This is a genomic window from Streptomyces aurantiacus, assembly GCF_027107535.1.
In the GTDB taxonomy this organism is placed as follows: domain Bacteria; phylum Actinomycetota; class Actinomycetes; order Streptomycetales; family Streptomycetaceae; genus Streptomyces.
Genome location: NZ_CP114283.1, coordinates 966,747 through 988,998 on the forward strand (window position 1 = coordinate 966,747; position 22,252 = coordinate 988,998).

General features: G+C 70.2%; 17 protein-coding genes and 1 other RNA gene. 10 read left to right on the top strand and 8 right to left on the bottom strand.

Annotated features, from left to right (window positions below; genetic code table 11):
- Positions 1-126: 126 nt before the first annotated feature.
- From O1Q96_RS06025 to O1Q96_RS06035, 3 genes are all read left to right on the top strand, one after another.
- On the top strand, positions 127-1,362 hold the full coding sequence (locus tag O1Q96_RS06025; protein ID WP_269247176.1) for a protein kinase domain-containing protein: 1,236 nt from the start codon (positions 127-129) through the stop codon (positions 1,360-1,362).
- 237 nt (positions 1,363-1,599) lie between these two features.
- Positions 1,600-2,706 (top strand): peptide chain release factor 2, encoded by a 1,107-nt coding sequence (gene prfB, locus O1Q96_RS06030; RefSeq protein WP_269247177.1) that lies wholly within the window; start codon positions 1,600-1,602, stop codon positions 2,704-2,706.
- 306 nt (positions 2,707-3,012) lie between these two features.
- Complete coding sequence (locus O1Q96_RS06035) at positions 3,013-3,633, top strand: LPXTG cell wall anchor domain-containing protein (protein WP_269247178.1); 621 nt, start codon at positions 3,013-3,015, stop codon at positions 3,631-3,633.
- A gap of 149 nt (positions 3,634-3,782) precedes the next feature.
- On the opposite strand, the gene O1Q96_RS06040 is transcribed toward O1Q96_RS06035, so the two are convergent.
- Positions 3,783-3,974 (bottom strand): hypothetical protein, encoded by a 192-nt coding sequence (locus tag O1Q96_RS06040; protein WP_217453454.1) that lies wholly within the window; start codon positions 3,972-3,974, stop codon positions 3,783-3,785.
- A gap of 305 nt (positions 3,975-4,279) precedes the next feature.
- Here O1Q96_RS06040 and ftsE point away from each other — a divergent pair, with 305 nt between their 5' ends.
- The 6 genes from ftsE to dacB all read left to right on the top strand — a co-directional run bounded on the left by ftsE (position 4,280) and on the right by dacB (position 10,166).
- Entirely contained in the window at positions 4,280-4,969 is a 690-nt protein-coding gene (ftsE, locus tag O1Q96_RS06045) for a cell division ATP-binding protein FtsE (protein WP_107015900.1), read from the top strand.
- An 88-nt stretch (positions 4,970-5,057) separates the two neighbouring features.
- The gene (gene ftsX, locus O1Q96_RS06050; protein WP_217453453.1) at positions 5,058-5,975 is read left to right on the top strand and encodes a permease-like cell division protein FtsX; all 918 of its coding nucleotides are present in this window, start codon (positions 5,058-5,060) and stop codon (positions 5,973-5,975) included.
- A gap of 67 nt (positions 5,976-6,042) precedes the next feature.
- Entirely contained in the window at positions 6,043-7,209 is a 1,167-nt protein-coding gene (locus O1Q96_RS06055) for a S41 family peptidase (RefSeq protein WP_269247179.1), read from the top strand.
- Between the two features lie 104 nt (positions 7,210-7,313).
- Complete coding sequence (smpB, locus tag O1Q96_RS06060) at positions 7,314-7,847, top strand: SsrA-binding protein SmpB (protein WP_269253499.1); 534 nt, start codon at positions 7,314-7,316, stop codon at positions 7,845-7,847.
- 113 nt (positions 7,848-7,960) lie between these two features.
- Positions 7,961-8,349, top strand: a transfer-messenger RNA (tmRNA) gene (gene ssrA, locus O1Q96_RS06065).
- Positions 8,350-8,567: 218 nt separating this feature from the next.
- Positions 8,568-10,166, top strand: a complete 1,599-nt coding sequence (gene dacB / locus O1Q96_RS06070) for a D-alanyl-D-alanine carboxypeptidase/D-alanyl-D-alanine endopeptidase (RefSeq protein WP_269247180.1) — start codon at positions 8,568-8,570, stop codon at positions 10,164-10,166.
- Between the two features lie 73 nt (positions 10,167-10,239).
- Here dacB and O1Q96_RS06075 read toward each other — a convergent pair whose 3' ends face one another.
- The 7 genes from O1Q96_RS06075 to O1Q96_RS06105 form a co-directional block, all read right to left on the bottom strand.
- A complete protein-coding gene (locus tag O1Q96_RS06075) occupies positions 10,240-13,167 on the bottom strand; it encodes a glycoside hydrolase family 3 protein (RefSeq protein WP_269247181.1) in 2,928 nt (975 codons plus the stop codon).
- Positions 13,168-13,199: 32 nt separating this feature from the next.
- Positions 13,200-14,204 (bottom strand): LacI family DNA-binding transcriptional regulator, encoded by a 1,005-nt coding sequence (locus O1Q96_RS06080; RefSeq protein WP_269247182.1) that lies wholly within the window; start codon positions 14,202-14,204, stop codon positions 13,200-13,202.
- A 2-nt stretch (positions 14,205-14,206) separates the two neighbouring features.
- On the bottom strand, positions 14,207-16,477 hold the full coding sequence (gene yicI / locus O1Q96_RS06085) for an alpha-xylosidase (RefSeq protein ID WP_269247183.1): 2,271 nt from the start codon (positions 16,475-16,477) through the stop codon (positions 14,207-14,209).
- Between the two features lie 11 nt (positions 16,478-16,488).
- Complete coding sequence (locus O1Q96_RS06090; protein WP_269247184.1) at positions 16,489-17,310, bottom strand: carbohydrate ABC transporter permease; 822 nt, start codon at positions 17,308-17,310, stop codon at positions 16,489-16,491.
- Positions 17,311-17,332: 22 nt separating this feature from the next.
- Complete coding sequence (locus tag O1Q96_RS06095) at positions 17,333-18,310, bottom strand: carbohydrate ABC transporter permease (protein WP_269247185.1); 978 nt, start codon at positions 18,308-18,310, stop codon at positions 17,333-17,335.
- On the bottom strand, positions 18,307-19,602 hold the full coding sequence (locus O1Q96_RS06100; RefSeq protein ID WP_269247186.1) for an ABC transporter substrate-binding protein: 1,296 nt from the start codon (positions 19,600-19,602) through the stop codon (positions 18,307-18,309). The genes O1Q96_RS06095 and O1Q96_RS06100 overlap by 4 nt, the downstream gene beginning before the upstream one ends.
- A 191-nt stretch (positions 19,603-19,793) precedes the next feature.
- On the bottom strand, positions 19,794-21,116 hold the full coding sequence (locus O1Q96_RS06105) for an MFS transporter (RefSeq protein ID WP_419586429.1): 1,323 nt from the start codon (positions 21,114-21,116) through the stop codon (positions 19,794-19,796).
- A gap of 83 nt (positions 21,117-21,199) precedes the next feature.
- On the opposite strand from O1Q96_RS06105, the gene O1Q96_RS06110 reads away from it, so the two are divergent.
- The gene (locus tag O1Q96_RS06110; protein WP_269247187.1) at positions 21,200-22,171 is read left to right on the top strand and encodes a LysR family transcriptional regulator; all 972 of its coding nucleotides are present in this window, start codon (positions 21,200-21,202) and stop codon (positions 22,169-22,171) included.
- The last annotated feature ends 81 nt before the right edge of the window (positions 22,172-22,252 follow it).

The window sequence follows — 22,252 nt, forward strand, 5'->3', positions numbered from 1 at the left end:
ATCCCCAGAACCGCACTGCGGTTCTGGGGATTTGTCGACACCTGGGGGGTGATTTCCGTCGCCGAAGTGAAGGTTGGCGCTACGGGCGCGTAGTTTTGTCGCCAACACGCGCCCGTAGGAGCAGTCTTGGTACGGAAGATCGGCAGCCGGTACACCGCGCACCAGATCCTGGGGCGGGGCAGCGCCGGCACGGTGTGGCTGGGCGAGGGACCCGAGGGCCCCGTCGCCATCAAGCTGCTGCGTGAGGACCTCGCGTCCGACCAGGAGCTGGTGGGACGTTTCGTGCAGGAGCGGACGGCCCTGCTGGGCCTCGACCATCCGCACGTCGTCTCGGTGCGGGACCTCGTGGTCGACGGCACCGATCTCGCACTCGTCATGGACCTCGTCCGCGGCACGGACCTGCGGACCCGGCTCGACCGGGAGCGGCGGCTCGCGCCCGAGGCGGCCGTCGCCATCGTCGCGGACGTGGCGGACGGCCTCGCCGCGGCGCACGCGGCAGGCGTCGTGCACCGGGACGTGAAACCCGAGAACGTGCTCCTCGACATGCAGGGGCCGCTCGGGCCCGGCGGTGCGCACCCCGCGCTGCTCACGGACTTCGGGGTCGCCAAGCTCATCGACTCACCGCGGCGGACCCGGGCGACGAAGATCATCGGTACGCCGGACTACCTGGCGCCGGAGATCATCGAGGGGCTGCCTCCCCGGGCGGCCGTCGACATCTACGCGCTGGCGACGGTGCTGTACGAACTCCTCGCGGGATTCACGCCGTTCGGCGGCGGGCATCCCGGCGCGGTCCTTCGCCGGCACGTCACCGAGACCGTCGTCCCGCTGCCCGGGATCCCCGAAGAACTGTGGGCGCTGCTCGTGCAGTGTCTGGCCAAGGCACCGGCCTCCCGGCTGCGGGCGTCCGAGCTGGGCGAGCGGCTGCGTGAGCAGCTGCCGCTGCTCACGGGCATGCCGCCGCTGGACGTGGACGAGCCGGAGGGCGAGGGGGACGCCGCCTACGAGGACGCGCCGGCCGAGCCGGAGGCCCCGCGGGAGCGGGTGCGGCGCGGTGCCGTTCCCCTGGTGCCGGGCGCCAAGCCCGACTCGAACCGTGACACGCACACGTCGATGAGGGTCCCGGGGCCGGACGAGCTCGCGGGCGGAGCCCGGGGCACGGCCCGGGCTCCGCGGGCCGCGGGTGCGCCGCGCCCGGGGTCCGCGCGGCACCGGGCCTCCGCCCGGCGCAGGCGGATCACGCTGGGGGTGGCCGGGGTCGCCCTCGTCGCCGCCATAGGGGGTGGCGCCTGGCTCGCCACGTCGGGGGACGACTCCGGCGCGACCCCCCAGGACACGGAGACCTCGGCACCGTCCGCACCGTGAGCGAACGGGCCGTCCCCGCCGCCCCTGCCCGTTCCCGTCACACACTCGGGGCGCCGCCCCCGCGCTTCCGCTCCTCGAGCGCCTGAGCGCCTGAGGGGCGGCCCGTCCGGTGTCCGAGGACGGGGTCGGCCGGTGCGAAGCCGGAATCCGGGGGCGGCACCCCGGAGACCGGCCGGTACGAGAGGCCTCCCCGCTCTCCGGCCGACCTCACTTGGCGGAGCCGTTACGCTGGGGGGCGTGGCAGTCGTCGATGTATCCGAAGAGCTCAAGTCCCTCTCCTCGACCATGGAGTCGATCGAGGCCGTCCTGGACCTCGACAAGCTGAGGGCAGACATCGCCGCGCTCGAGGAGCAGGCGGCGGCACCGTCCCTGTGGGACGACCCCGAAGCAGCGCAGAAGATCACCAGCAAGCTGAGCCACCTCCAGGCGGAGGTGCGCAAGGCCGATGCGCTCCGCGGGCGCATCGACGATCTCAGTGTGCTCTTCGAGATGGCCGAGGAGGAGGACGACCCGGACACCCGTGCCGAGGCCGAGACCGAGCTCGTCGCCGTCAAGAAGGCGCTGGACGAGATGGAGGTCCGGACGCTGCTCTCCGGCGAGTACGACTCCCGGGAGGCCCTCGTCAACATCCGTGCCGAGGCCGGTGGCGTGGACGCCGCGGACTTCGCCGAGAAGCTCCAGCGGATGTACCTGCGGTGGGCCGAGCAGCACGGGTACAAGACGGAGATCTACGAGACCTCGTACGCGGAGGAGGCCGGCATCAAGTCGACCACCTTCGCCGTCCAGGTCCCGTACGCGTACGGGACCCTCTCGGTCGAGCAGGGCACGCACCGGCTGGTGCGCATCTCGCCCTTCGACAACCAGGGACGCCGCCAGACGTCGTTCGCCGGTGTGGAGGTGCTGCCCGTCGTGGAGCAGACCGACCACATCGAGATCGACGAGTCCGAGCTGCGGGTGGACGTGTACCGCTCGTCCGGCCCCGGCGGCCAGGGCGTCAACACGACCGACTCCGCGGTGCGGCTGACCCACCTCCCCACCGGCATCGTCGTGTCCTGCCAGAACGAGCGGTCGCAGATCCAGAACAAGGCGTCCGCGATGAACGTCCTCCAGGCCAAGCTGCTGGAGCGGCGCCGCCAGGAGGAGCAGGCCGCGATGGACGCGCTCAAGGGCGACGGCGGCAACTCCTGGGGCAACCAGATGCGTTCGTACGTCCTGCACCCGTACCAGATGGTCAAGGACCTGCGCACCGAGTGCGAAGTCGGAAACCCCGAGGCCGTTTTCAACGGTGAGATCGACGGATTCCTCGAGGCCGGAATTCGCTGGCGCAAGCAGCAGGAGAAGTAAGCGACATTTGTGCACGTCGCTTTGTCGACAGGGCAACTGCAGTCCATCGGACGGCAGTTGCCCTTTGTGTAGGGCGATGTCTGGGTTTTACGTCACACTCACAAGTTGCTGCACCGGTCAAAAGAGCGTGATCTGGACATCGCGGTCGCAACGACCTTGACGTTGCTTTGAAAAGTGGGAATGGTAACGCGTGGCATGCGTATTTCTGGGGCGCATGTGAAACCGGGGGCTTCCACTGAGCCATCCCCGACGACGCTGCCCCGGGCGCTGCACCACTGACGATGAGCTACTGGGGGTAGCAACCAGATGACCAAGAAGACCCGGATCCGGATCGCGCGGATAGCCGCCGGCACGGTGATCGCCGCCGGTGCCTCGCTGACCGCCGCCGGTGCCGCTTCGGCGCTCGATGTCGGTGTCAACGTGGGCGGCCTGAACGTCGGCGCCAGTGTCGACGAGAGCGGTGTCGGCGTCGGCATCGGTGTCGAGGACCCGACGACCCCGGCCCCGACTCCCACCGAGCCGACCGAGGAACCGACGGTGATCCCGACGGACCCGCCCACCACCGATGAGCCCACCGAGCCCACGGAGGAGCCCACCGAGCCCACCGAGGAACCGACCGACGAGCCCACCGACGAGCCGACCAGCCCCGGCAACGGTGGCGGAAACGGCGGCAACGGCGGCAACGGTGGCGGCAACGACACCGACCCCGACGGCGGCTCCAAGCCCGTCGAGCAGGGTGCGGGCAAGGAGAGCCTGACCGACACCGGTTCGGACACCTCCGCCCAGGGCACCGGCGGCGAACTGGCCGAGACCGGCGCCGCCGAGAACGTCACGTTCCTGCTGATCGGCGCCGCCACGATGATCGCCGGCGGCATCGGTTTCCGTATGCTGCCCCGCCTCATGAACGGCCGCGGCGCCGCTGCCTGACGCAGGTCGCAGGCGGCCCGTGTGTGAGAGCACGTGAGGACGCGAGAAGGGCCCGGAGCCATCGGCTCCGGGCCCTTCTCCCTTGTCCGTCTCTCGTGGGCCCTCGTGATCCAGCGCTCTGCCCGTCACCCTCTGAGGGCGCGTGTCCCCTACGCGGTCTGGTGGGCCAGCAGGGCGACCGCCGCGATCAGCACGGCGAGCAGCGCGATCAGCGCCATGGGGTTGAGGCCTCCGAAGGGGCCCTCCTGCTGCAGTCGCGCGCGGTTCGCGCGGCAGACGGGGCAGCGGCCTTCGTTCACGGGCGCGGCGCAGTTCGCGCACACCAGCCGGTCGTACGTCATGCGCTCGCCCTCCTTGCACCGGTTCCCACGTACACAACGCCCTCGGGAACGGATACGTTCCCCCTCCACTGTGCCAGGTTCCTCCGGAGGGCGCGCGGGTTCCCTTGCGGGGGACGGGCAGGCGCCCTGTGCGGGGTGGCGGGGCGGCCCCACGCCCTCCCGGGGCACCGCCCGCTTTTCTCCCTCGAATGCTGCCCGGGTACAAAAGCACACAACCCTCAAGCAACCCGTCTCGGCGCCTGCGGCGGTGTACCCGGGTCGCGTATGGTCACGCTCATCTACTCCCGACGGCCTGTGGTGCATCCGTGATCCGATTCGACAACGTCTCCAAGGTCTACGCCAAGCAGACCCACCCCGCTCTGAGGGATGTCTCCCTGGAGGTCGAGCGCGGCGAGTTCGTGTTCCTGGTGGGATCCTCCGGCTCCGGAAAGTCCACCTTCCTGCGGCTGATCCTGCGCGAGGAGCGGGCCAGCCATGGCCAGGTGCACGTACTGGGCAAGGACCTCGCGCGCATCTCCAACTGGAAGGTGCCGCAGATGCGCCGCCAGCTGGGGACCGTGTTCCAGGACTTCCGTCTCCTGCCCAACAAGACGGTCGCCGAGAACGTCGCCTTCGCGCAGGAAGTGATCGGCAAGTCGAAGGGCGAGATCCGCAAGTCCGTGCCGCAGGTGCTCGACCTCGTCGGCCTCGGCGGCAAGGAGGACCGGATGCCCGGCGAACTGTCCGGCGGTGAGCAGCAGCGGGTGGCCATCGCGAGAGCGTTCGTGAACCGGCCCAAGCTGCTGATCGCGGACGAGCCCACCGGAAACCTGGACCCGCAGACCTCCGTCGGCATCATGAAGCTGCTCGACCGGATCAACCGGACCGGCACCACCGTCGTGATGGCGACGCACGACCAGAACATCGTGGACCAGATGCGCAAGCGCGTCATCGAGCTGGAGAAGGGCCGACTAGTCCGCGACCAGGCGCGCGGCGTGTACGGCTACCAGCACTGACCGCGACCTCCCCGAACTCCCGGCTCCGCCTCCGGGAGCAGGGGGAGGACCCCCACGCATCCGTCACGGAAAGGCCTGAGAAGACGCCATGCGCGCCCAGTTCGTTCTGTCGGAGATCGGTGTCGGTCTCCGCCGCAACCTGACGATGACCTTCGCGGTCGTCGTCTCCGTCGCCCTCTCCCTCGCCCTGTTCGGCGGCTCGCTCCTGATGAGCGACCAGGTGAACTCGATGAAGGGGTACTGGTACGACAAGGTCAACGTCTCGATCTTCCTCTGCAACAAGAGCGACGCGGAGTCCGACCCCAACTGTGCCAAGGGGGCGATCACCAGCGAGCAGCGGAAGCAGATCCAGACCGACCTGGACAAGATGCCGGTCGTCGACAACGTCACGCACGAGACGAGCGACGAGGCCTACAAGCACTACAAGGAGCAGTTCGGCGACTCCCCGCTGGCCGCCTCGCTCACTCCGGACCAGATGCAGGAGTCCTTCCGCGTCAAGCTGACCGACCCGGAGAAGTACAAGGTCATCGCGACCGCCTTCGACGGCCGGGACGGAGTGCAGTCCGTCCAGGACCAGAAGGGCATCCTCGACAACCTCTTCGAGCTGCTCAACGGCATGAACTGGGCGGCGCGGGCGCTGATGGCGATGATGCTCGTCGTCGCGCTGATGCTGATCGTCAACACGGTGCGTGTCTCCGCGTTCAGCCGTCGGCGTGAGACCGGGATCATGCGTCTGGTGGGCGCCTCCGGCTTCTACATCCAGGCGCCGTTCATCATGGAGGCCGCCGTCGCCGGACTGATCGGCGGTGGTGTCGCCTGCGCCTTCCTGCTGATCGCCCGGTACTTCATGATCGACCACGGCCTGGCCCTGTCCGAGAAGCTGAACCTGATCGACTTCATCGGCTGGGACGCCGTTCTCACGAAGCTGCCGCTCATCCTCGCCACGAGCCTCCTGATGCCGGCGCTGGCCGCGTTCTTCGCGTTGCGCAAGTACTTGAAGGTGTGACGCATGCCAAAAGGGCCGTACCGGCATCCGCCGGTACGGCCCTTCTCGTTGTCCTAGACTCACCGGCATGTCAGGCCGTGACCTGTTCTGTCAGCCCCGCCGCATCGGCCGCGGGGCGGCCCTGACGTTGGTCTTTGCGAGTGTCCTCGCGGCGGGCGCCGCGACCGGCTCGTTCGACACCCCCGGCCGGAAATCCGCCCCGGCGTCGGCCCGTACCGCCCAGGCCGGTCACCAGGAGGACGTCGCCGACGCGGCCGCCGAGGCGATGGCCGACGGCAAGTCGCCCGTGGAGGCCGCCGAGCGGGCGGTCAGCCGGAGCGGCGACCGCTGGGGCGCGGTCTACTCCCGGGGCGAGTACGAGGAGTTCGAGGAAGCCCTCGACGGCCAGTACACCGGCGTCGGCCTGTGGGCCCGGCGTGAGCGGGACGGGCGGATCGAGGTGACGCGGGTCCAGTCCGGCTCGCCCGCCCAGGCCGCCGGGATCCGCAAGGGCGACCGGCTGCGCAGTGTCGACGGCCGCCGTGTCGACGGCAGACCCGTCACGGAGGTCGTGTCCTTACTGCGAGGTGACGCCACCGACGCCGATGCCGGCACCACCGTCGCCCTCGGGCTGGAGCGCGGCACACACGCGTGGCGCCAGACCCTGCGCCGGGCGCGGCTGTCCACCGACTCCGTGAGTGTGCGCGAACTCCCCGGCGGGGTCACCGTGATCAAGGTCGCCGCCTTCACCAAGGGCTCGGGGGACCTCGTACGGACCGCCGTGGCCGACGCGCCCGTGGACGACGGGATCGTCCTGGACCTGCGTGGCAACTCGGGCGGCCTGGTCACCGAGGCCGTCACCGCGGCCTCCGCCTTCCTCGACGGCGGACTCGTGGCCACGTACGACGTGAACGGTTCCCAGCGGGCCCTGCACGCCGATCCCGGCGGCGACACCACCAGGCCGCTCGTCACGCTCGTCGACGGCGGCACGATGAGCGCGGCGGAGCTCCTCACGGGCGGACTGCAGGACCGTGGCCGCGCGGTCGTCGTGGGCTCCAGGACCTTCGGCAAGGGCTCGGTCCAGATGCCGAGCCGGCTGCCCGACGGCTCCGTCGCCGAACTGACCGTCGGGCACTACAGCACCCCCTCCGGGCGCACCGTGGACGGCCGCGGCATCACCCCCGACCTGGAGGCCGAGTCGGGCGCGCTGGGGCGGGCCGAGACCGTGCTGAGCGGGCTCGGCGACCCCTCGTAGTAGGCAGGGCGCGGCCTCCGGGGCCGGTGCCCCACGGCCCTCGTAATCGGCTTTCCCTCGGACCCCTCTCTAGTGCGAAAATGGCCAGCACTATGAGCAAGGGCATGTACGTACCGAAGGAATCCCAGCCGAAGCAGGGCGGTGGAGCCCAGAGCAAGGCCAAGGACGGCAAGCGCAAGATCGTCGCGCAGAACAAGAAGGCCCGGCACGACTACGCGATCATCGACGTCTACGAGGCAGGGCTCGTGCTCACCGGCACGGAGGTCAAGTCGCTGCGCCAGGGGCGGGCCTCGCTGGCCGACGGCTTCGTCCAGATCGACGGGAACGAGGCGTGGCTGCACAACGCCCACATCCCCGAGTACAGCCAGGGCAGCTGGACCAACCACTCCGCGCGCCGCAAGCGCAAGCTGCTCCTGCACCGCGAGGAGATCGACAAGCTGGCGGTGAAGTCCGAGGAGACGGGCCACACGATCGTGCCTCTCGTCCTGTACTTCAAGGACGGCCGCGCGAAGGCCGAGATCGCGCTCGCCCGGGGCAAGAAGGAGTTCGACAAGCGGCAGACACTGCGCGAGAAGCAGGACCGGCGGGAGTCGGACCGGGCGATCGCGGCGGCCAAGCGCAAGCAGCGCGGCGAGTAGGGCGGGCGGCCGCCGGGAATACGGTGGCATCGGCGTGCGTTGGTCACGTACGATGGCACTGCACCTCACAGCAGGTGCGCGCGCCCTCCTCGGAGGGTTTGAAAAATCAACATGGGGATGATCGGTTTCGACAGCGGCTGTCGAAGCAGGGGAAGCGAGCCGAGGAAGCGGCAATGATCTCGTTAACCATATGTCGCAACCAATAATCGCCAATTCCAAGAGCGATTCCCAGTCCTTCGCCCTCGCTGCTTAATAACCAGTGAGTGAAGGACCCTAAATGGGTGTCAGCCCGGGGGTGTTCCCGACCCGGATCCTGGCATAATCAAGGGAACTAAACCGTCGAGCCCGGTCACGGGGCTCGATGGGAAATCAAACAGTGACTGAGCCCGTCGGAGACTTGTTCGCGTGATCTCCGGGGCTGAGAAAATCTAAGCGAACTGCGCTCGGAGAAGCCCTGATTCTGCACCGTTGGACGCGGGTTCGATTCCCGCCATCTCCACGGGTCGAAGGAGAACCGTGCTCGCCACGTGCGCGAGCACGGTTCGCCTCGCCGAATTTCTGGGGGCGTGACCCCCAGACCCCCTCACCCCATGTGGGCAAAGGCCCCGCTGCCACGGCAGCGGGGCCTTTGTCATGCGCCGGGGCGTCCGGCACCGGTACCGGCCACACCCGCGCGGGCACCCTGTGCGAAAGCCGGGTCTTGATGGATGCTGCCGTGGCATGAGACGACTCGGAAAACCCAAGAGATCTCACGACTCCCGCAGGCACCCGTGGACCTGGGCCGTCGTCCTGGGCATGCTCGCCGCCGGGCTCGGCTGGAGCGCGCCGGCCGGGGCGGACGCGGGCAGCAGCGGACTGCCGGAGGCCATCGACAGCATCCTCGGGGACAGCCGGATGGAGGGCGGGACGGCGAGCGTCGTCATCGCCGACGCCACCACCGGTGACGTTCTCCACCAGCGCGGGCCCACCTCACGGCTGATGCCCGCCTCCAACACCAAGCTGCCCACCTCGGCAGCCGCGATGGAGATCCTCGGACCGGACCACACGTTCACGACGGACGTCCTGACGACCGGGCGCCGGCACGGCTCCGTACTGGCCGGCGACCTGTATCTGCGCGGCACCGGCGACCCGACCGCCCTGGCCGAGGACTACGACGCACTCGCCGCACGCGTCGCGGAGTCGGGCGTCACCCGCGTCAGCGGCCGGCTCCTCGCCGACGACACCCGTTTCGACAGCAGCCGCCTCGGCCGCTCCTGGGCCGCCGACGACGAGTCCTCGTACTACTCGGCGCAGATCAGCGCACTGAGCGTCGCGCCGGACACCGACTACGACACCGGGTCGGTGATCGTGCGGGTCGCGCCCGGGGCGGCGGCGGGCGACAAGCCCCGCGCGACCGTCACCCCGAAGACCGGGTACGTCGACATCGACATCCGGGCCACGACCGTCGCGGCGGGCGGGGCGAACGACCTCACCGTCGAGCGGGAGCACGGCACCAACACGATCGTCGTCAGCGGTACGACACCGGCCGGCGGCTCCGGTGCCGAGGAATGGGTGAGCGTGTGGGAGCCCACCGGCTACGCGGCCGCCGTGTTCCGCGACGCGCTCACCGCACACGGGGTGAAGGTGACCGGACCGACCCGCCTCGGGCGCGCCACGCCCGCGTCGGCGCGGCGGCTCGCCTCGCACACCTCCATGCCGCTGAAGGACCTGCTGATCCCGTTCATGAAGCTGTCGAACAACATGCACGCGGAGATCCTCACCAAGGCCATGGGCCACAAGGTCTCCGGAAAGGGGAGCTGGAGCGCCGGGCTCGCCGCCGTCAGCGGATACGTGAAGGGCGTCGGCGTCGACACGGGCAAGCTGCGGCAGGTCGACGGGTCGGGGCTCTCCCGCATGAACAACTTCCCCGCCAAGCAGCTCGCCGAGCTGCTGCTCGCGGTGCGGGCCGAGCCCTGGTACGCCGACTGGTACACCTCCCTGCCGGTGGCCTGCGCCCCCGACCGCTTCGTGGGCGGCACGCTGCGCTCCAGGATGTGCGGGACACCCGCGGCGCTCAACGCCCGGGGAAAGACCGGGTCGTTGACAGGGGCGTCCGCGCTCTCCGGGTACGTGCGGGACGCCGACGGACGGGAACTCGTCTACAGCGTCGTGCTCAACAACTACCTCGCCTCGTCCGTGAAACCGCTGGAGGACGCGATCGTGGTGACGCTGGCGCGCTCCACGGCGGACGACACCGTCCCGGTGAAGCCGGGAAGCGCGCGGGGCGCCGAGCGGGACGGGGACCTGGAGTGCTCGTGGCGCAAGCCGGGGGAGTGCTGAGCGCGTGACCGACTGAGCGCGGCGGCCCGGGGCGGCTCCTCGACGCCCCGGGCCGCCGCTGCGGGACCACCGGTCAGCCGATCGTGAACGTCGACAGCCGCATACCGTCCCCCAGGACCAGGTACACGTCCTGATGTCCCTTCGCGGCGGCCGACAGCTGTGCGCTCACCTCGGCGTACGTGTAGACCGACCCCGTCCCGGACACCGAGGCCGTACCGGCGAGCGGGCCGGTGGGCGAGCCGAGCCGGATCTCCACCTTCCCGCCCGCGCCCGCCACCCGGGCGCCGAACTCCGCCGCGCCGGAACCCAGCCGGGAGTCGGCGAACTTGAGCCAGGCACCGTCACGCGAAGCCCCCACGGCGGTGCCCCGCGCCTTGGACTCGTCCACCAGGCGCACCCCCTCGTAGTCGTCGAAGTTCTCCGCCCGGGTCACCCGGGACAGATCGCGCGCCGGAATCGTCTCGCCGCGCACCTTCAGTGCCGCGCGGGAGCGGATGTCCCCGGAGGAGGCGCCCACGAGGACGTCGTACGTGCCGCTCTCCACCACCCACCGGGAGCGGGTCACGTCCCAGTGCGCGAGGTCCTTCTCCCGCAGCTTCAGCCGCACCGTCCGCGTCTCGCCCGGCTTCAGCGAGACCCGCTGGAACGCCTCCAGCTGCTTCAGGGGCTGCTTGTCCCGCGAGATGCGCTGGTGGGTGTAGAGCTGCACGACCTCGTCCCCCGCGCGGCGGCCCGTGTTCGTCACCGCGACCTCGTAACCGCCGTCGACGCGCTGCAACCGCCCGTAGCGGAACGAGGAGTACGAGAGTCCGTGGCCGAAGTCGTACAGCGGATCGCCCCTGAAGTACTGGTAGGTGCGGTCGTGCTTGATGTTGTCGTACTCCAGGACGGAGGGCAGGTCGGCCTCCGACCGGTACCAGGTCTGGGTGAGCCGCCCGGCCGGGTTCACGTCACCGAAGAGGACGTCGGCGAGGGCGTTGCCGGTCTCCTGGCCCGCGTGCGTGGTCCACAGAAGGGCCGGGACCTCCTTCTGCAGGGCGCCGAGAGTGGTCGGATAGCTGTTCTCGACGACCACGACGGTGTTCGGGTTGGCCTTGCGCACCGCCTTGACCAGGGCCTCCTGGGACGGGGCCAGGCCCATGTCCTCACGGTCGTCGTTCTCGCGTCCGTTGATCGCGGGCATCGAACCGACCACCACGACCGCCGCGTCCTTGCCCCGCGCCGCCGCCACGGCCTCCTCGGTGCCGCTGCGGACCACGTCCTTCGTGTAGCGGGCGGCCTGCGACTTCCCGACCAGGCCGAGGGCGCCGTCGGAGCCGGTGGGGCCGAGGTACACCGGGTTCGACCACCAGGGCTCGCGGGTCTCGTAGCCGGCGTACCGCAGCAGGTATCCGCCGTCGTCCTGCTCCTCCAGCGCGAACTGCTGCTGGACGAACCAGCCGTTCGGCTGGACCTGGTCGTTGACGAAGCCCGACCAGTTGTAGCCCACGTACTTGCCGTTGGCGGCCGAGCGCAGCGTCACGATGCCGGCGCCCCAGTCGAAGACGTCGAACTGCGCGGCCGTCCCCGCGGCGGTGCCTTCCTTCAGCGCCTCGCCGTCGGCGTCCGTCCCCGCCGTGACGTACCCGCCGCTCTCCGCGTTCCGCAGTGTGATCCGGTCCACGCCCTCGCTGCCCGCCACGGACGTGCCGAGTCTCGCGGCGATGCCCTCCTTCGGGGTGACCGCGTACGGGAGCGTGCCCGAGTACCAGTCGGTGTAGAGGGTGTCGGCGAGGGGGCCGACGACGGCCACGTCCTTCCCGGAGGCTTTCAGCGGCAGGGTGCCGCCGGAGTTCTTCAGCAGCACCGCCGCGTCGGCCGCCGCCTTCCGGGCGAGCCTGCGGTGCGCCGGGCTGTTCACGACCGACTTGTCGATGGCCCCGTACTTGCCGCCGCCCGGGTCGAACTCCCCGAGCCGGACCCGGACGTCGAGGATGTGCCCGGCCGCCGTGTCGATGTCCGACTCCTTCAACCGGCCCTCGGAGAGCGCCGATTTGACGGCCGTGGTCGTCGGCAGGGCGTTCGTGTCGTCGGTGGTGAAGCTGTCGATGCCCGCCTTCAGGGCGGCCGCGTTCCCCTCGGCCAGGGTGTCGTAGTACTTCTGACTGCCGGTGCCGGTCAGGTTGTTGGGCGCGTAGGCGTCCGTGACGTTCATCAGGTCGTACGAGGTCCAGTCGCGCACCTCGTCGAGCGCCGGGTTCACCGTGGCCGGGCGGCCGTTGACGAGGTTGTACGCGGACATCACGCCCGTCGCCGCGTCCGCCTCGATCGTCGGCCTGAACGCCTGCTCCTCGTACTCCTTGAGCACGCGCGGGCGCAGGTCGGAGGACGTGGTCGTGCGGTCGGCCTCGTTGTTGTTGCCGAGGAAGTGCTTGAGCGTGGGGGCCGTCTTCAGATGGTCGGGATCGCCGCCGGTGAGGCCGAGGCCGTACGCGGTCGCCATCGAGCTCGTGAGGTACGGGTCCTCGGAGTACCCCTCCTCGTTGCGGCCCCAGCGCGGGTCCCGCAACGGGTTGACGACGGGTGCCCACAGGTTGAGGCCCCAGCCGGCCGGACGCTCCTGCTGGAAGCCGCGCGCCTCGTCCCCGACCGCCGAGCCGACCTTGCGGATCAGGGCCGGGTCCCAGGTGGACGCGAGGCCGACGGCCTGCGGGAAGACGGTGGTCTCGCCGAGCCAGGCGACGCCGTGCAGGGCCTCGGTGCCGGTCTTGAACGACTGGATGCCGAGCCGGGGGATCGCGGGCTGCCACTGGTGGAGCAGGGACACCTTCTCGTCGAGGGTGAGCCGCGAAAGGAGGTCGTCCACGCGCGTGTGGGCCGGGAGCCGGGGATCCCGGAAGGGGTACGAGGTGTCGTCGGCCCCCGCCGGTACGGCGGCGCCGAGGCCGGCGATCAGGGCCGGCGCCAGGACGAGTGCGGTTCTGCGTCCTGCGCGTCGTGCGGGTGCTCTCTTGCCTTTCACGTCAGGCTCCTTCGGATAGGGCCTTGCACGGGTCAGGGGCGTGGTTGTGTGCTCGCCCGCACGGTCAGGCGCGGCGGGAGCAGGGTGGCCTCCGGCGCGGTCGTGCCGCCCAGCTTCCTCATCAGCAGCTCGACCGCCCCGGCACCCACCTCGTCGGCCGGGATGGCGACCGAGGTGACGGGCACCCGGGCGCGTTCGGCCAGCTCGTCCGGGCAGATCGCGGTGACCGACAGATCTCCCGGGACCCGCAGGCCGAGCGACTCGAAGGCGTCGATCAGGGGCTCCAGGACCGGCTCGTTGTGCACCACGACCCCCGTCAGGGCGGGCCGCTCCCGCAGGAGCTGCTCGGCGACCCGGCGGGCCGCCGCGGGCGCCGCCTCGCACGGGTGCACCGAGGAGGAGACGCCGTTGCGGTCGGCCGCGGCGGTGAAGCCCTGGACCACCCGCTGGGCGAACCCCGTCTCCCGGACGTACACCTCCGGCGGCGAGCCCACCAGGCCGATCACCCGGTGTCCCAGGCTCGCCAGGTGCTCGACGCACAGCTCGCCCGCCGCCCTGAAGTCCAGGTCGATGCAGGTCAGCCCGGCGGGCTCGGCCGGGAACCCGATGAGTACCGACGGCAGGTCCAGCGCGCGCAGCAGCGCCAGGCGCCGGTCGTGGAGCTGGACGTCCATCACGATCAGCGCGTCCACGAGGGCGGTGTCCGCGACCCGGCGCAGTCCGTCCTCGCCCTCCTCCTGCGTGAGCAGCAGCACGTCGTGGTCGTGCCGGCGCGCGGCCGTCACCACGGACACCGCGAACTGCATCACCACCGGTACGTGGATGCCGGCCCGCAGCGGCACCACCAGCGCCAGCACGTTCGACCGGCTGCTGGCCAGTGCCCGGGCGCCCGCGTGCGGCCGGTAGCCCAGCTCGCGGATACTGTCCTCGATGCGCTGCCGGGTCTCCTCGGAGATCGGACGCTTGCCGCTCAGCGCGTACGAGACGGTACTGGGCGACACCCCCGCGTGCCGTGCCACATCGGTGATCTTCACCATGCTCAGCCCCGCTCCTGCTCGGCGCCCAGCTCGAGGGAGAGGAACCCGGTCCCGGCCTTCGCCCGCGCCACCCGCCCCTGGGCCGACAGCGCCCAGGGCGCCGCCGGATCGCTGGACGAGGCCCGCAGCGTGTCCCCCTCGCGTACGACGGTGAAGGTCACGCCGTCCACGGGCACGGTGACCTGCGCGCCGCGCTCCAGGCCGTACGCGTGCAGGGTGACACCGTCCGCGTACGGATAGTCGGGCCGGTCGTCCACGGCACCCACCGGGATCACCGCACCCGGCCTGACGAGGAGCGGCACGCTGGAGAACCCGTGCTCCTCGCGCACCCACCGCGGCCCTGTCACCGGCCGCCCGCTCAGGAAGTGCGTCCAGGTGCCCTCGGGCACGTAGTACGACACGTGCCCGTCGTCGGAGAACACCGGCGCGACCAGCAGGTCCGGGCCCAGCATGTACTGCCGCTCCAGATGCGCGCACCCGGGATCGTCCGGGAACTCCAGGAGCATCGCGCGCATCATCGGCACGCCCTCGGTGTGCGCGACGCGGGCGGCCTCGTACAGGTACGGCATCAGGCGCAGCTTCAGCCGGGTGAACAGGCGCAGGACGTCCACGGCCTCCTCGTCGAACAGCCAGGGCACCCGGTAGGAGGAGCTGCCGTGCAGGCGGCTGTGCGAGGAGAGCATGCCGAAGGCGAGCCACCGTTTGAACAGGGCCGGCGTCGGAGTGCCCTCGAAGCCGCCGATGTCATGGCTCCAGTAGCCGAACCCGGACAGACCGAGGGACAGCCCGCCGCGCAGCGACTCGGCCATCGACTCGTACGTCGCCTCGCAGTCGCCGCCCCAGTGCACGGGGAACTTCTGGCTGCCGGCGGTCGCCGAGCGCGCGAAGACGACGGCCTCCGCCTCGCCCCGGTGCTTGCGCAGCACGTCGAAGACGGTCCGGTTGTAGAGGTAGGTGTAGTAGTTGTGCATCCGCTCGGGGTCGCCGCCGTCCGCGTACGCCACGTCGAGCGGGACCCGCTCCCCGAAGTCGGTCTTGAAGCAGTCGACGCCCTGCGCGAGCAGCGCCTCCAGCTTCGCGGCGTACCAGTCGCGGGCGGCCTCACTGGTGAAGTCGACCAGTGCCATGCCCGGCTGCCACAGGTCCCACTGCCAGACGCTGCCGTCCGGCCGCTTCAGCAGGTGCCCGAGGGCCTTGCCCTCCGCGAACAGCGGTGAGCGCTGCGCGATGTACGGGTTGATCCAGACGCTGATGTGCAGCCCGCGTTCCTTGAGGCGGGCCAGCATGCCCTCCGGGTCGGGGAAGACCCGCGGGTCCCACTCGAAGTCGCACCAGTTGAACTCGCGCATCCAGAAGCAGTCGAAGTGGAAGACGGAGAGCGGGAGTTCGCGTTCCTTCATGCCGTCGATGAAGGAGCTCACGGTGGCCTCGTCGTACGACGTGGTGAAGGACGTCGACAGCCACAGCCCGAACGACCAGGCGGGCGGCAGCGCGGGCCGCCCGGTGAGGGCCGTGTACTTGCGGAGGATGTCCTTCGGGGTGGGCCCGTAGATCACGTAGTACGTCAGCTGCTGGGTCTCGGCGCTGAACTGGACCCGGGACACCGCCTCCGAGCCGACCTCGAAGGACACCCGGCCCGGATGGTCGACGAAGACGCCGTAGCCCGCGTCCGTCAGGTAGAACGGCACGTTCTTGTACGCCTGTTCGGTGGCCGTACCGCCGTCGGCGTTCCACATGTCGACGACCTGGCCGTTCTTGACCAGCGGTCCGAAGCGCTCGCCGAGTCCGTAGACCTGCGTGCCCACGCCGAGGTTGAGCTGCTCGCGCAGGTAGTGGCCGCCGTTCCCGGCGTCCCGCATGATGCCCATGCCCTTGGGGCCGCTGCTGGTGAGGGTGCGGCCGTCCGCGAGGAAGTCGACGTGCCAGGGGCCGGTGCGGCTGACCTTCACGGACAGGGCGCCCGAGGTGAGGGTCGCGGCCTCCTCGTCGTACTCCGCGTGCGCGGTGAACTCCTCCTTGCCGAGCTCGAACCGGGGCCCGCGCGGCTCCTCGCCCACGAAGTGCGTGAACGTGACGCCGATGACGTCGGGCATGGGAGCGTGCGCGCCGATCGTCACGACCGGTCCCTTCAGCAGATCGCCGCGGTGACGGATGGGCTGGGTCGGCGCGTGGATCTCCAGGGCCCCGGACCCGGCGCTCACGTCGAGCACCTCGACCGGGTGCGCGGCGCTCACGCCCTCGCGCAGCAGCCAGTAGCCGTCGGTGAACTTCACGCGCACACCCCTTACTTGACGGCACCCACGGCGATGCCGCGGGTGAGCGTCCGCTGGAAGACGAGGAAGAAGACGATGGCGGGCAGGACGCCCAGGAGCGCTGCCGCGTTGGTCATCGTGGCGTCCATCAGACGCTGGCCCTGGAGGACGCCGAGCGCCACGGACACGGTCTGGTTGTCGTTGGAGATCAGCATGACCAGGGGGAGCAGGAACTCGTTCCAGGTCCAGATGAAGAAGAAGACCAGCAGCACGCCGATGGTCGGCCGGCTGACGGGCACCACGATCCGCCAGAGCACCTGCCACTTGTTCGCCCCGTCGATCCGGGCGGCCTCGATGATCTCGCGAGGGAACTGCCCGAGGACGGCGGACAGGAGGTACGTACCGAAGGCGGCCTGGATCACGGTGAAGACGATGATCACGCTCAGCCGGGTGTCGTACAGGCCGGCCTCCTTGCTCAGGAAGTAGACCGGGTAGACCAGCGCCTCCTGCGGCAGCATGTTCGCCAGGACGAAGAAGGCGAGCACCCAGGTGCGGCCCCTGATCCGGCCGATGCCGATCGCGTACGCGTTGAGGACGGACAGGACGACCGCGCCGAGGGCGACCGACCCGCTGATCAGGATCGAGTTGACCAGCTTCTGCCCGAAGTCGACGCGCTCCCAGAAGTCCTTCAGACCGTCGAGGTAGACGCCCTCGGGGAGGCTCAGCGGGCCGTTCGCCGAGTACTCGGCGGGCGACTTCACCGCGTTGACCGCGACGATCAGGAAGGGCAGGACCATGAAGAGGGCCCCGATGACCAGGGCGGCGAGCACGGGGTAGCGGCGGACGGCGGTCATCGGGCGGCTCCTGGCTCGGCGTTCATCGCACGACCCCCTGCTCGGCGTCCTCGGCACGCGTCTGGAGCTTCAGGCCGACCAGCGCGAGCACCAGGATGATCACGGTCAGGACGGTGGAGATCGCGGCGCCGTAACCGACCTGCGTCTTCTCGAAGAAGGTGGTGAAGGAGAAGTACGACGGCACGTTCGTCGCCCCGCCCGGTCCGCCCTTCGTGAGGACGTACACCGCGCCGAACACCTTGAGCGCGGCGATCGTGCACCACAGGAGCACGACGTAGATCTCGGGCCTGATCTGCGGCAGCGTGACGTGCCAGAACCGCCGCCACCAGCCGGCCCCGTCGAGCTCGGCGGCCTCGTACAGCTGCGGGTCGACGCGTTGCAGCCCCGCCATGAAGATGACGAGCGGGAAGCCGAGCTGCACCCAGACCATCACGCCCATGACGGTGTAGAGCGCGATGTCGGGGTCGCCGAGCCAGTCCTGCTGGAGGCTCCCGAGCCCGATCGCCTTCAGGAGTTCGTTGAGGGAGCCGTTGTCGGGCGCGAGGATCCAGCTCCACACGATGCCCGCGACCGCGATGGGCAGCACCTGCGGCAGATAGAAGCAGGCCCGCAGCACGGCGGCCGTCCGGCTGCCGAAGTGCTTGCCGACGAAGTCGAACAGGGCGGCGGCGAGGACGAGTCCGAGGAGGGTCGGTACGGCCGCCATCGCGAGGACCATGAAGAGGCTGTGCCGGAAGGACGCCCAGAACTCCGCGTCGTCCATCAGCTCCCGGTAGTTGGCGAGCCCGGCCCACTTCGGGCTGCCGACGCCCTGCCACTCGGTGAAGCTCACGCCCGTGTTCATCAGGAACGGCACGATGACGATCGCGAGGAAGGCGAGGGCCCCGGGGAGCAGGAAAAGGGCGTACGAGTCGCGGGGGCGGCGCGGGGACTTCGCGCGGTGATGCGCTTCGACGATCCGGCCGCCGCCCCTGCCGCCCCGCTCGACGGTGACCGTCATTGGTCCCGTACGCCCTTGTCGTACGCCGACTGCACCGCGTCCAGGTAGGCGTCCGGTTTCGCGCTCCCCGTGATCAGCTTCTGTGTCTCGGAGACGAGGACGTCGTAGAAGCCGGGGGCCGGCCAGTCGGGGTAGAACGCCAGACCGTCCCGCTCGGAGAGGGTGTTGAAGTCGGCGATGAGCCCCTTGGCCTGCGGATCCGTGATGGCGGCGGGATCGGCGGCCACCGGCACCCCGCCCTTGTTGCCGAGCAGGTTCTGGATCTTCTTCGACATGGTGATGTCGATGAAGTCGTACGCCAGTTCCTTGTTCTTGGCGCCCTTGGGGACCACCCACAGGTTGCCGCCGGAGCCGAGGGTCATGTTCGATCCCGGCCACAGGAACGTGCCCCAGTCGAACTTGTTCTCCGCGGCGAAGCGGCCGTACCACCAGCTGCCGGAGAACAGGATCGGGCTCTTGCCCTGCATGAAGGAGACCCCGGCGTCCTCGGCCTTCGTACCGGTGGACTTCTTGCTGATGTACCCCTTCTTGACCCAGTCCGCGAAGGTCTCGGCGCCGTACGTCCAGGCGGCGTCGTGGAAGTCGGACTTGCCCTTGTAGAGCTCGTACGAGTCCACCCAGGCGCGGTCGGCCTTCGACAGGGCCAGCTGGTAGAGGTACTGCTGGGCCATGTACTCGGCGCCCGCGTTGGCGAGCGGCGTGATGCCCTCGTCGACGAACGTGTCCATGGCGGCCGTCAGCTCGTCGAACGTCTTCGGCTCGGCGATCTTGTACTTGGCGAAGAGGTCCTTGTTGTAGAACACCATCGTGTACTCGGCGTAGTTGGGGATCCCGTACCACTTCCCGGAACCCATCACGCCCTTGGCGTCGTACTGGCTGGTGGTCCGCACGCCGGCGCTGAGCTTCTTGTCCCAGCCGCGCTCGGTCACCTCCGCGGACAGGTCGGTGAGCAGCCCCTGCTGGGAGAGGTGCCCGGCCGTCGCGTTGCCCTTGTTGTACTCCATGAGGTCGGGCGCGTCATTGGAGTTGAGGACCATCGGCGCCGTCTTCTGGATCTGCTCGAAGCCCTTCTCCTCGAACTTCACCTTGACGCCCGGGTGGGTCTTCTCGAACTCCTTGATGGCCGCGTTCCAGGCCACGGCCATCGCGCTGTCCGGGCCCTCGTAGTGCCACAGCTTCAGGGTCTTCCCGTCGGAGGACCCACTGTCCGAGTCACCGCAGGAGGCCAGCAGCAGGGTGGTGCTCACCACGGCCGCGGCCGCGGCCATCACACGACTTCGTGCCGTCAACATCCAGTGCCTCCAGGGGAGTCGGATGGGTATCGGGACATCACTCAACGGTCGTCGAATCGCTTCGACTCCGAACGTCGAAGCGCTTCGACGAGCGAACGTATGTGCGCGCTGTGGGCGAGTCAATGGGGTGCGCGGGAATTGGGGCGAGGCGTTCGACGGGCCGGAGGCGGGGCCGGGTCGCCGCCGCCGGCTCACCGGGGCGCCGGTCGCCTCGTCGCGAGGGCGATCAGCAGGGCCGTCACGGCGGCGGTGACCGGGACTCCGTAACCCGCGGTGGCCGAGCCGTGCTCGACCACCCACCCGCTCAGCGCGGAACCGCAGGCGATCCCGCCCAGCAGTCCGGTCACCGCCAGCGTCATGCCCTCGTTCAGCCGGCCCTCGGGCGTGCGGTGCTGGAGCAGGGTCATCGCCGTGACCATCGTCGGCGCCGTGGCCATCCCGGCGAGCAGCAGCGAGAGGCCGAGGGCCACGAGGCCGCCGCCCAGCGAGGCGGCCAGGAGGGGCAGGCACGTGAGCGGGACCATCGCGGCGACGCTCAGCAGGTGCCTCCGTCCCACGGACCCGGCCGGCTTCAGTGCCCCGTAGAGGAGCCCCGCCGCGCAGGAGCCGGCCGCCTGGAGCGCGAGGATCACCCCGGCCGCCGAGCGATGCCCCTGTGCGTCCGCGAACGCGATCGTCACCACCTCCATCGACCCGAACACCGCGCCCGTGGCGAGGAATCCGACCAGCAGCGGAGGGATTCCGGGCGCACGGACCGGCGACGGGACACCGGCGCCGGTCCGGCCCCGGGCGGGTGGTTCCGTCGAGCGCTGGGCGGCGAACACCAGGACGCCGGTCAGCAGGAGGACGACCGCGACGAGGGTGCCCGCCTCCGGGAAGAGCGCCCCGCACAGGAGCGCCGCCAGCACCGGCCCGAGCATGAAGCACAGCTCGTCTGCGGCCTGTTCGAAGGAGTTCGCTGTGTGCAGTCGCACCGGATCGCCCTTGAGCAGGTGGGCCCAGCGTGCCCGGGACATGCCCCCGGTGTTGGGCGTGGTCGCCGTGGCGGCGTACGCGGCGAACAGCGTCCAGTCGGGCGCCCCGTGACGGACGCAGAGCAGCAGCGCGATCGAGCCGAGCGCCGCGACCGCCGTCGCGGGGACGGCGATCCGTGCCTGGCCGTGGCGGTCGACCAGGCGCGCCGTCCAGGGCGCCACGACCGCCGTCGCTGCCAGGCCGGTGGCGGTGACGGCGCCCGCGAGCGCGTACGAGTCCCGCGTCCCCGCGATCATGATCACGGCACTCACGGTGAACATGCCCATGGGGAGCCGGGCGATCAGATTCCCGATCGTGAACGCACGCGTGCCGGGTATGTCGAAGAGCCGGCGGTAGGGGTTGCGCCGGGACGGCTCTCCGGGCCGCGGCGGACCCGGCTCCTCGGGGTGCGGCCGGAGGTGCTGTTGAGGCTCGTGAGCGTGCGACTGAGGGGGCGGTTGAGGCCCGTGAGGGCGAGGCTGAGAGGGCTGTGGCGGCATCCGGCAACGTTCACCCGGCCCGCCGCCGGCGGTCCAACACCTTCTCCGTACCGATTCACGCATCCGCGTTGTAGGTTCACCCGATGTCCGCCCACCTCGACCCCCGACTGCTGCGCGCCTTCCTCGCCGTCGCCGAGGACCTGCACTTCACCCGCGCGGCCACCCGGCTGTACGTCGCCCAGCAGGCCCTCAGTCGGGACGTAAGGCGCCTGGAACGGGAACTGGGCGCCGACCTCTTCGTCCGCACCACCCGCCAGGTGACGCTCACCCCCGACGGCGAGCGGCTGCTGCCGTACGCCCGCCGGGCCCTGGAGGCACAGGACGAGCTGCTCGCCGCATTCGGGCGGGCGGACGCCGAGCGCCCCCTGCTCGTGGACGTGAACAGCCCGGGCCTGGTCGCCGAACGGGTCCTGGCCCTGGCCCGTGAACTGGCCCCCGACTGCGAACTGATGACCCGCTTCGAGAGCGGCCTCACGGGAGCCGCCGCCGAACTGCTGGCCGGCCGGCTCGACGCGTCCTTCGGGCGGTTCGCGGGCCTCGACCCGGCCGTCCGCGCCCGCCTGGAACAGCAGCCCGTACGGTACGAGCCGATGGCCGTCCTCCTCCCCGAGGACCACCACCTGGCCGCGCTGGACGCCGTGCCGCTCGATGCCCTGGCGGGCGAGCGGGTGTACGCGGGAGCGGGAAACCCCCGGACGCTGGAATGGACCGACCTGGCCCGTCAGCTGTTCGAGGGGCGGGGGATCGAGGTCGCGCCGCCCGCGCCGCTCGCCGTCGGCGCCGAGGAGTTCCGAAGAATCATGGCCAAGACGAGGAACCCCGTTCTGGCCGTGGTGGGATTTCCGGCCATGCCCGCCGCGACACTTCGGCCACTTGTCGATCCTGTGCCCCTGTCGCCCGTATCTCTGGTGTGGCGGAAGGGGTTGGTGCATCGCGGAGTGGAAGCGCTGCGCACTGCGGCGGCGCGGCTCGCGGCGGAGGAAGGGTGGCTGAAGTGCCCTTCTGAGGGGTGGATTCCGGCCACAGATGCACTCATCATGATGAGCCGGAGCTGACACAGAACCCTCACTGATGCTTACGTGCGATACATTCGTGGCCCGGGTGCAGTGTGATAAAGGGGGCGTTCGACCGGATGG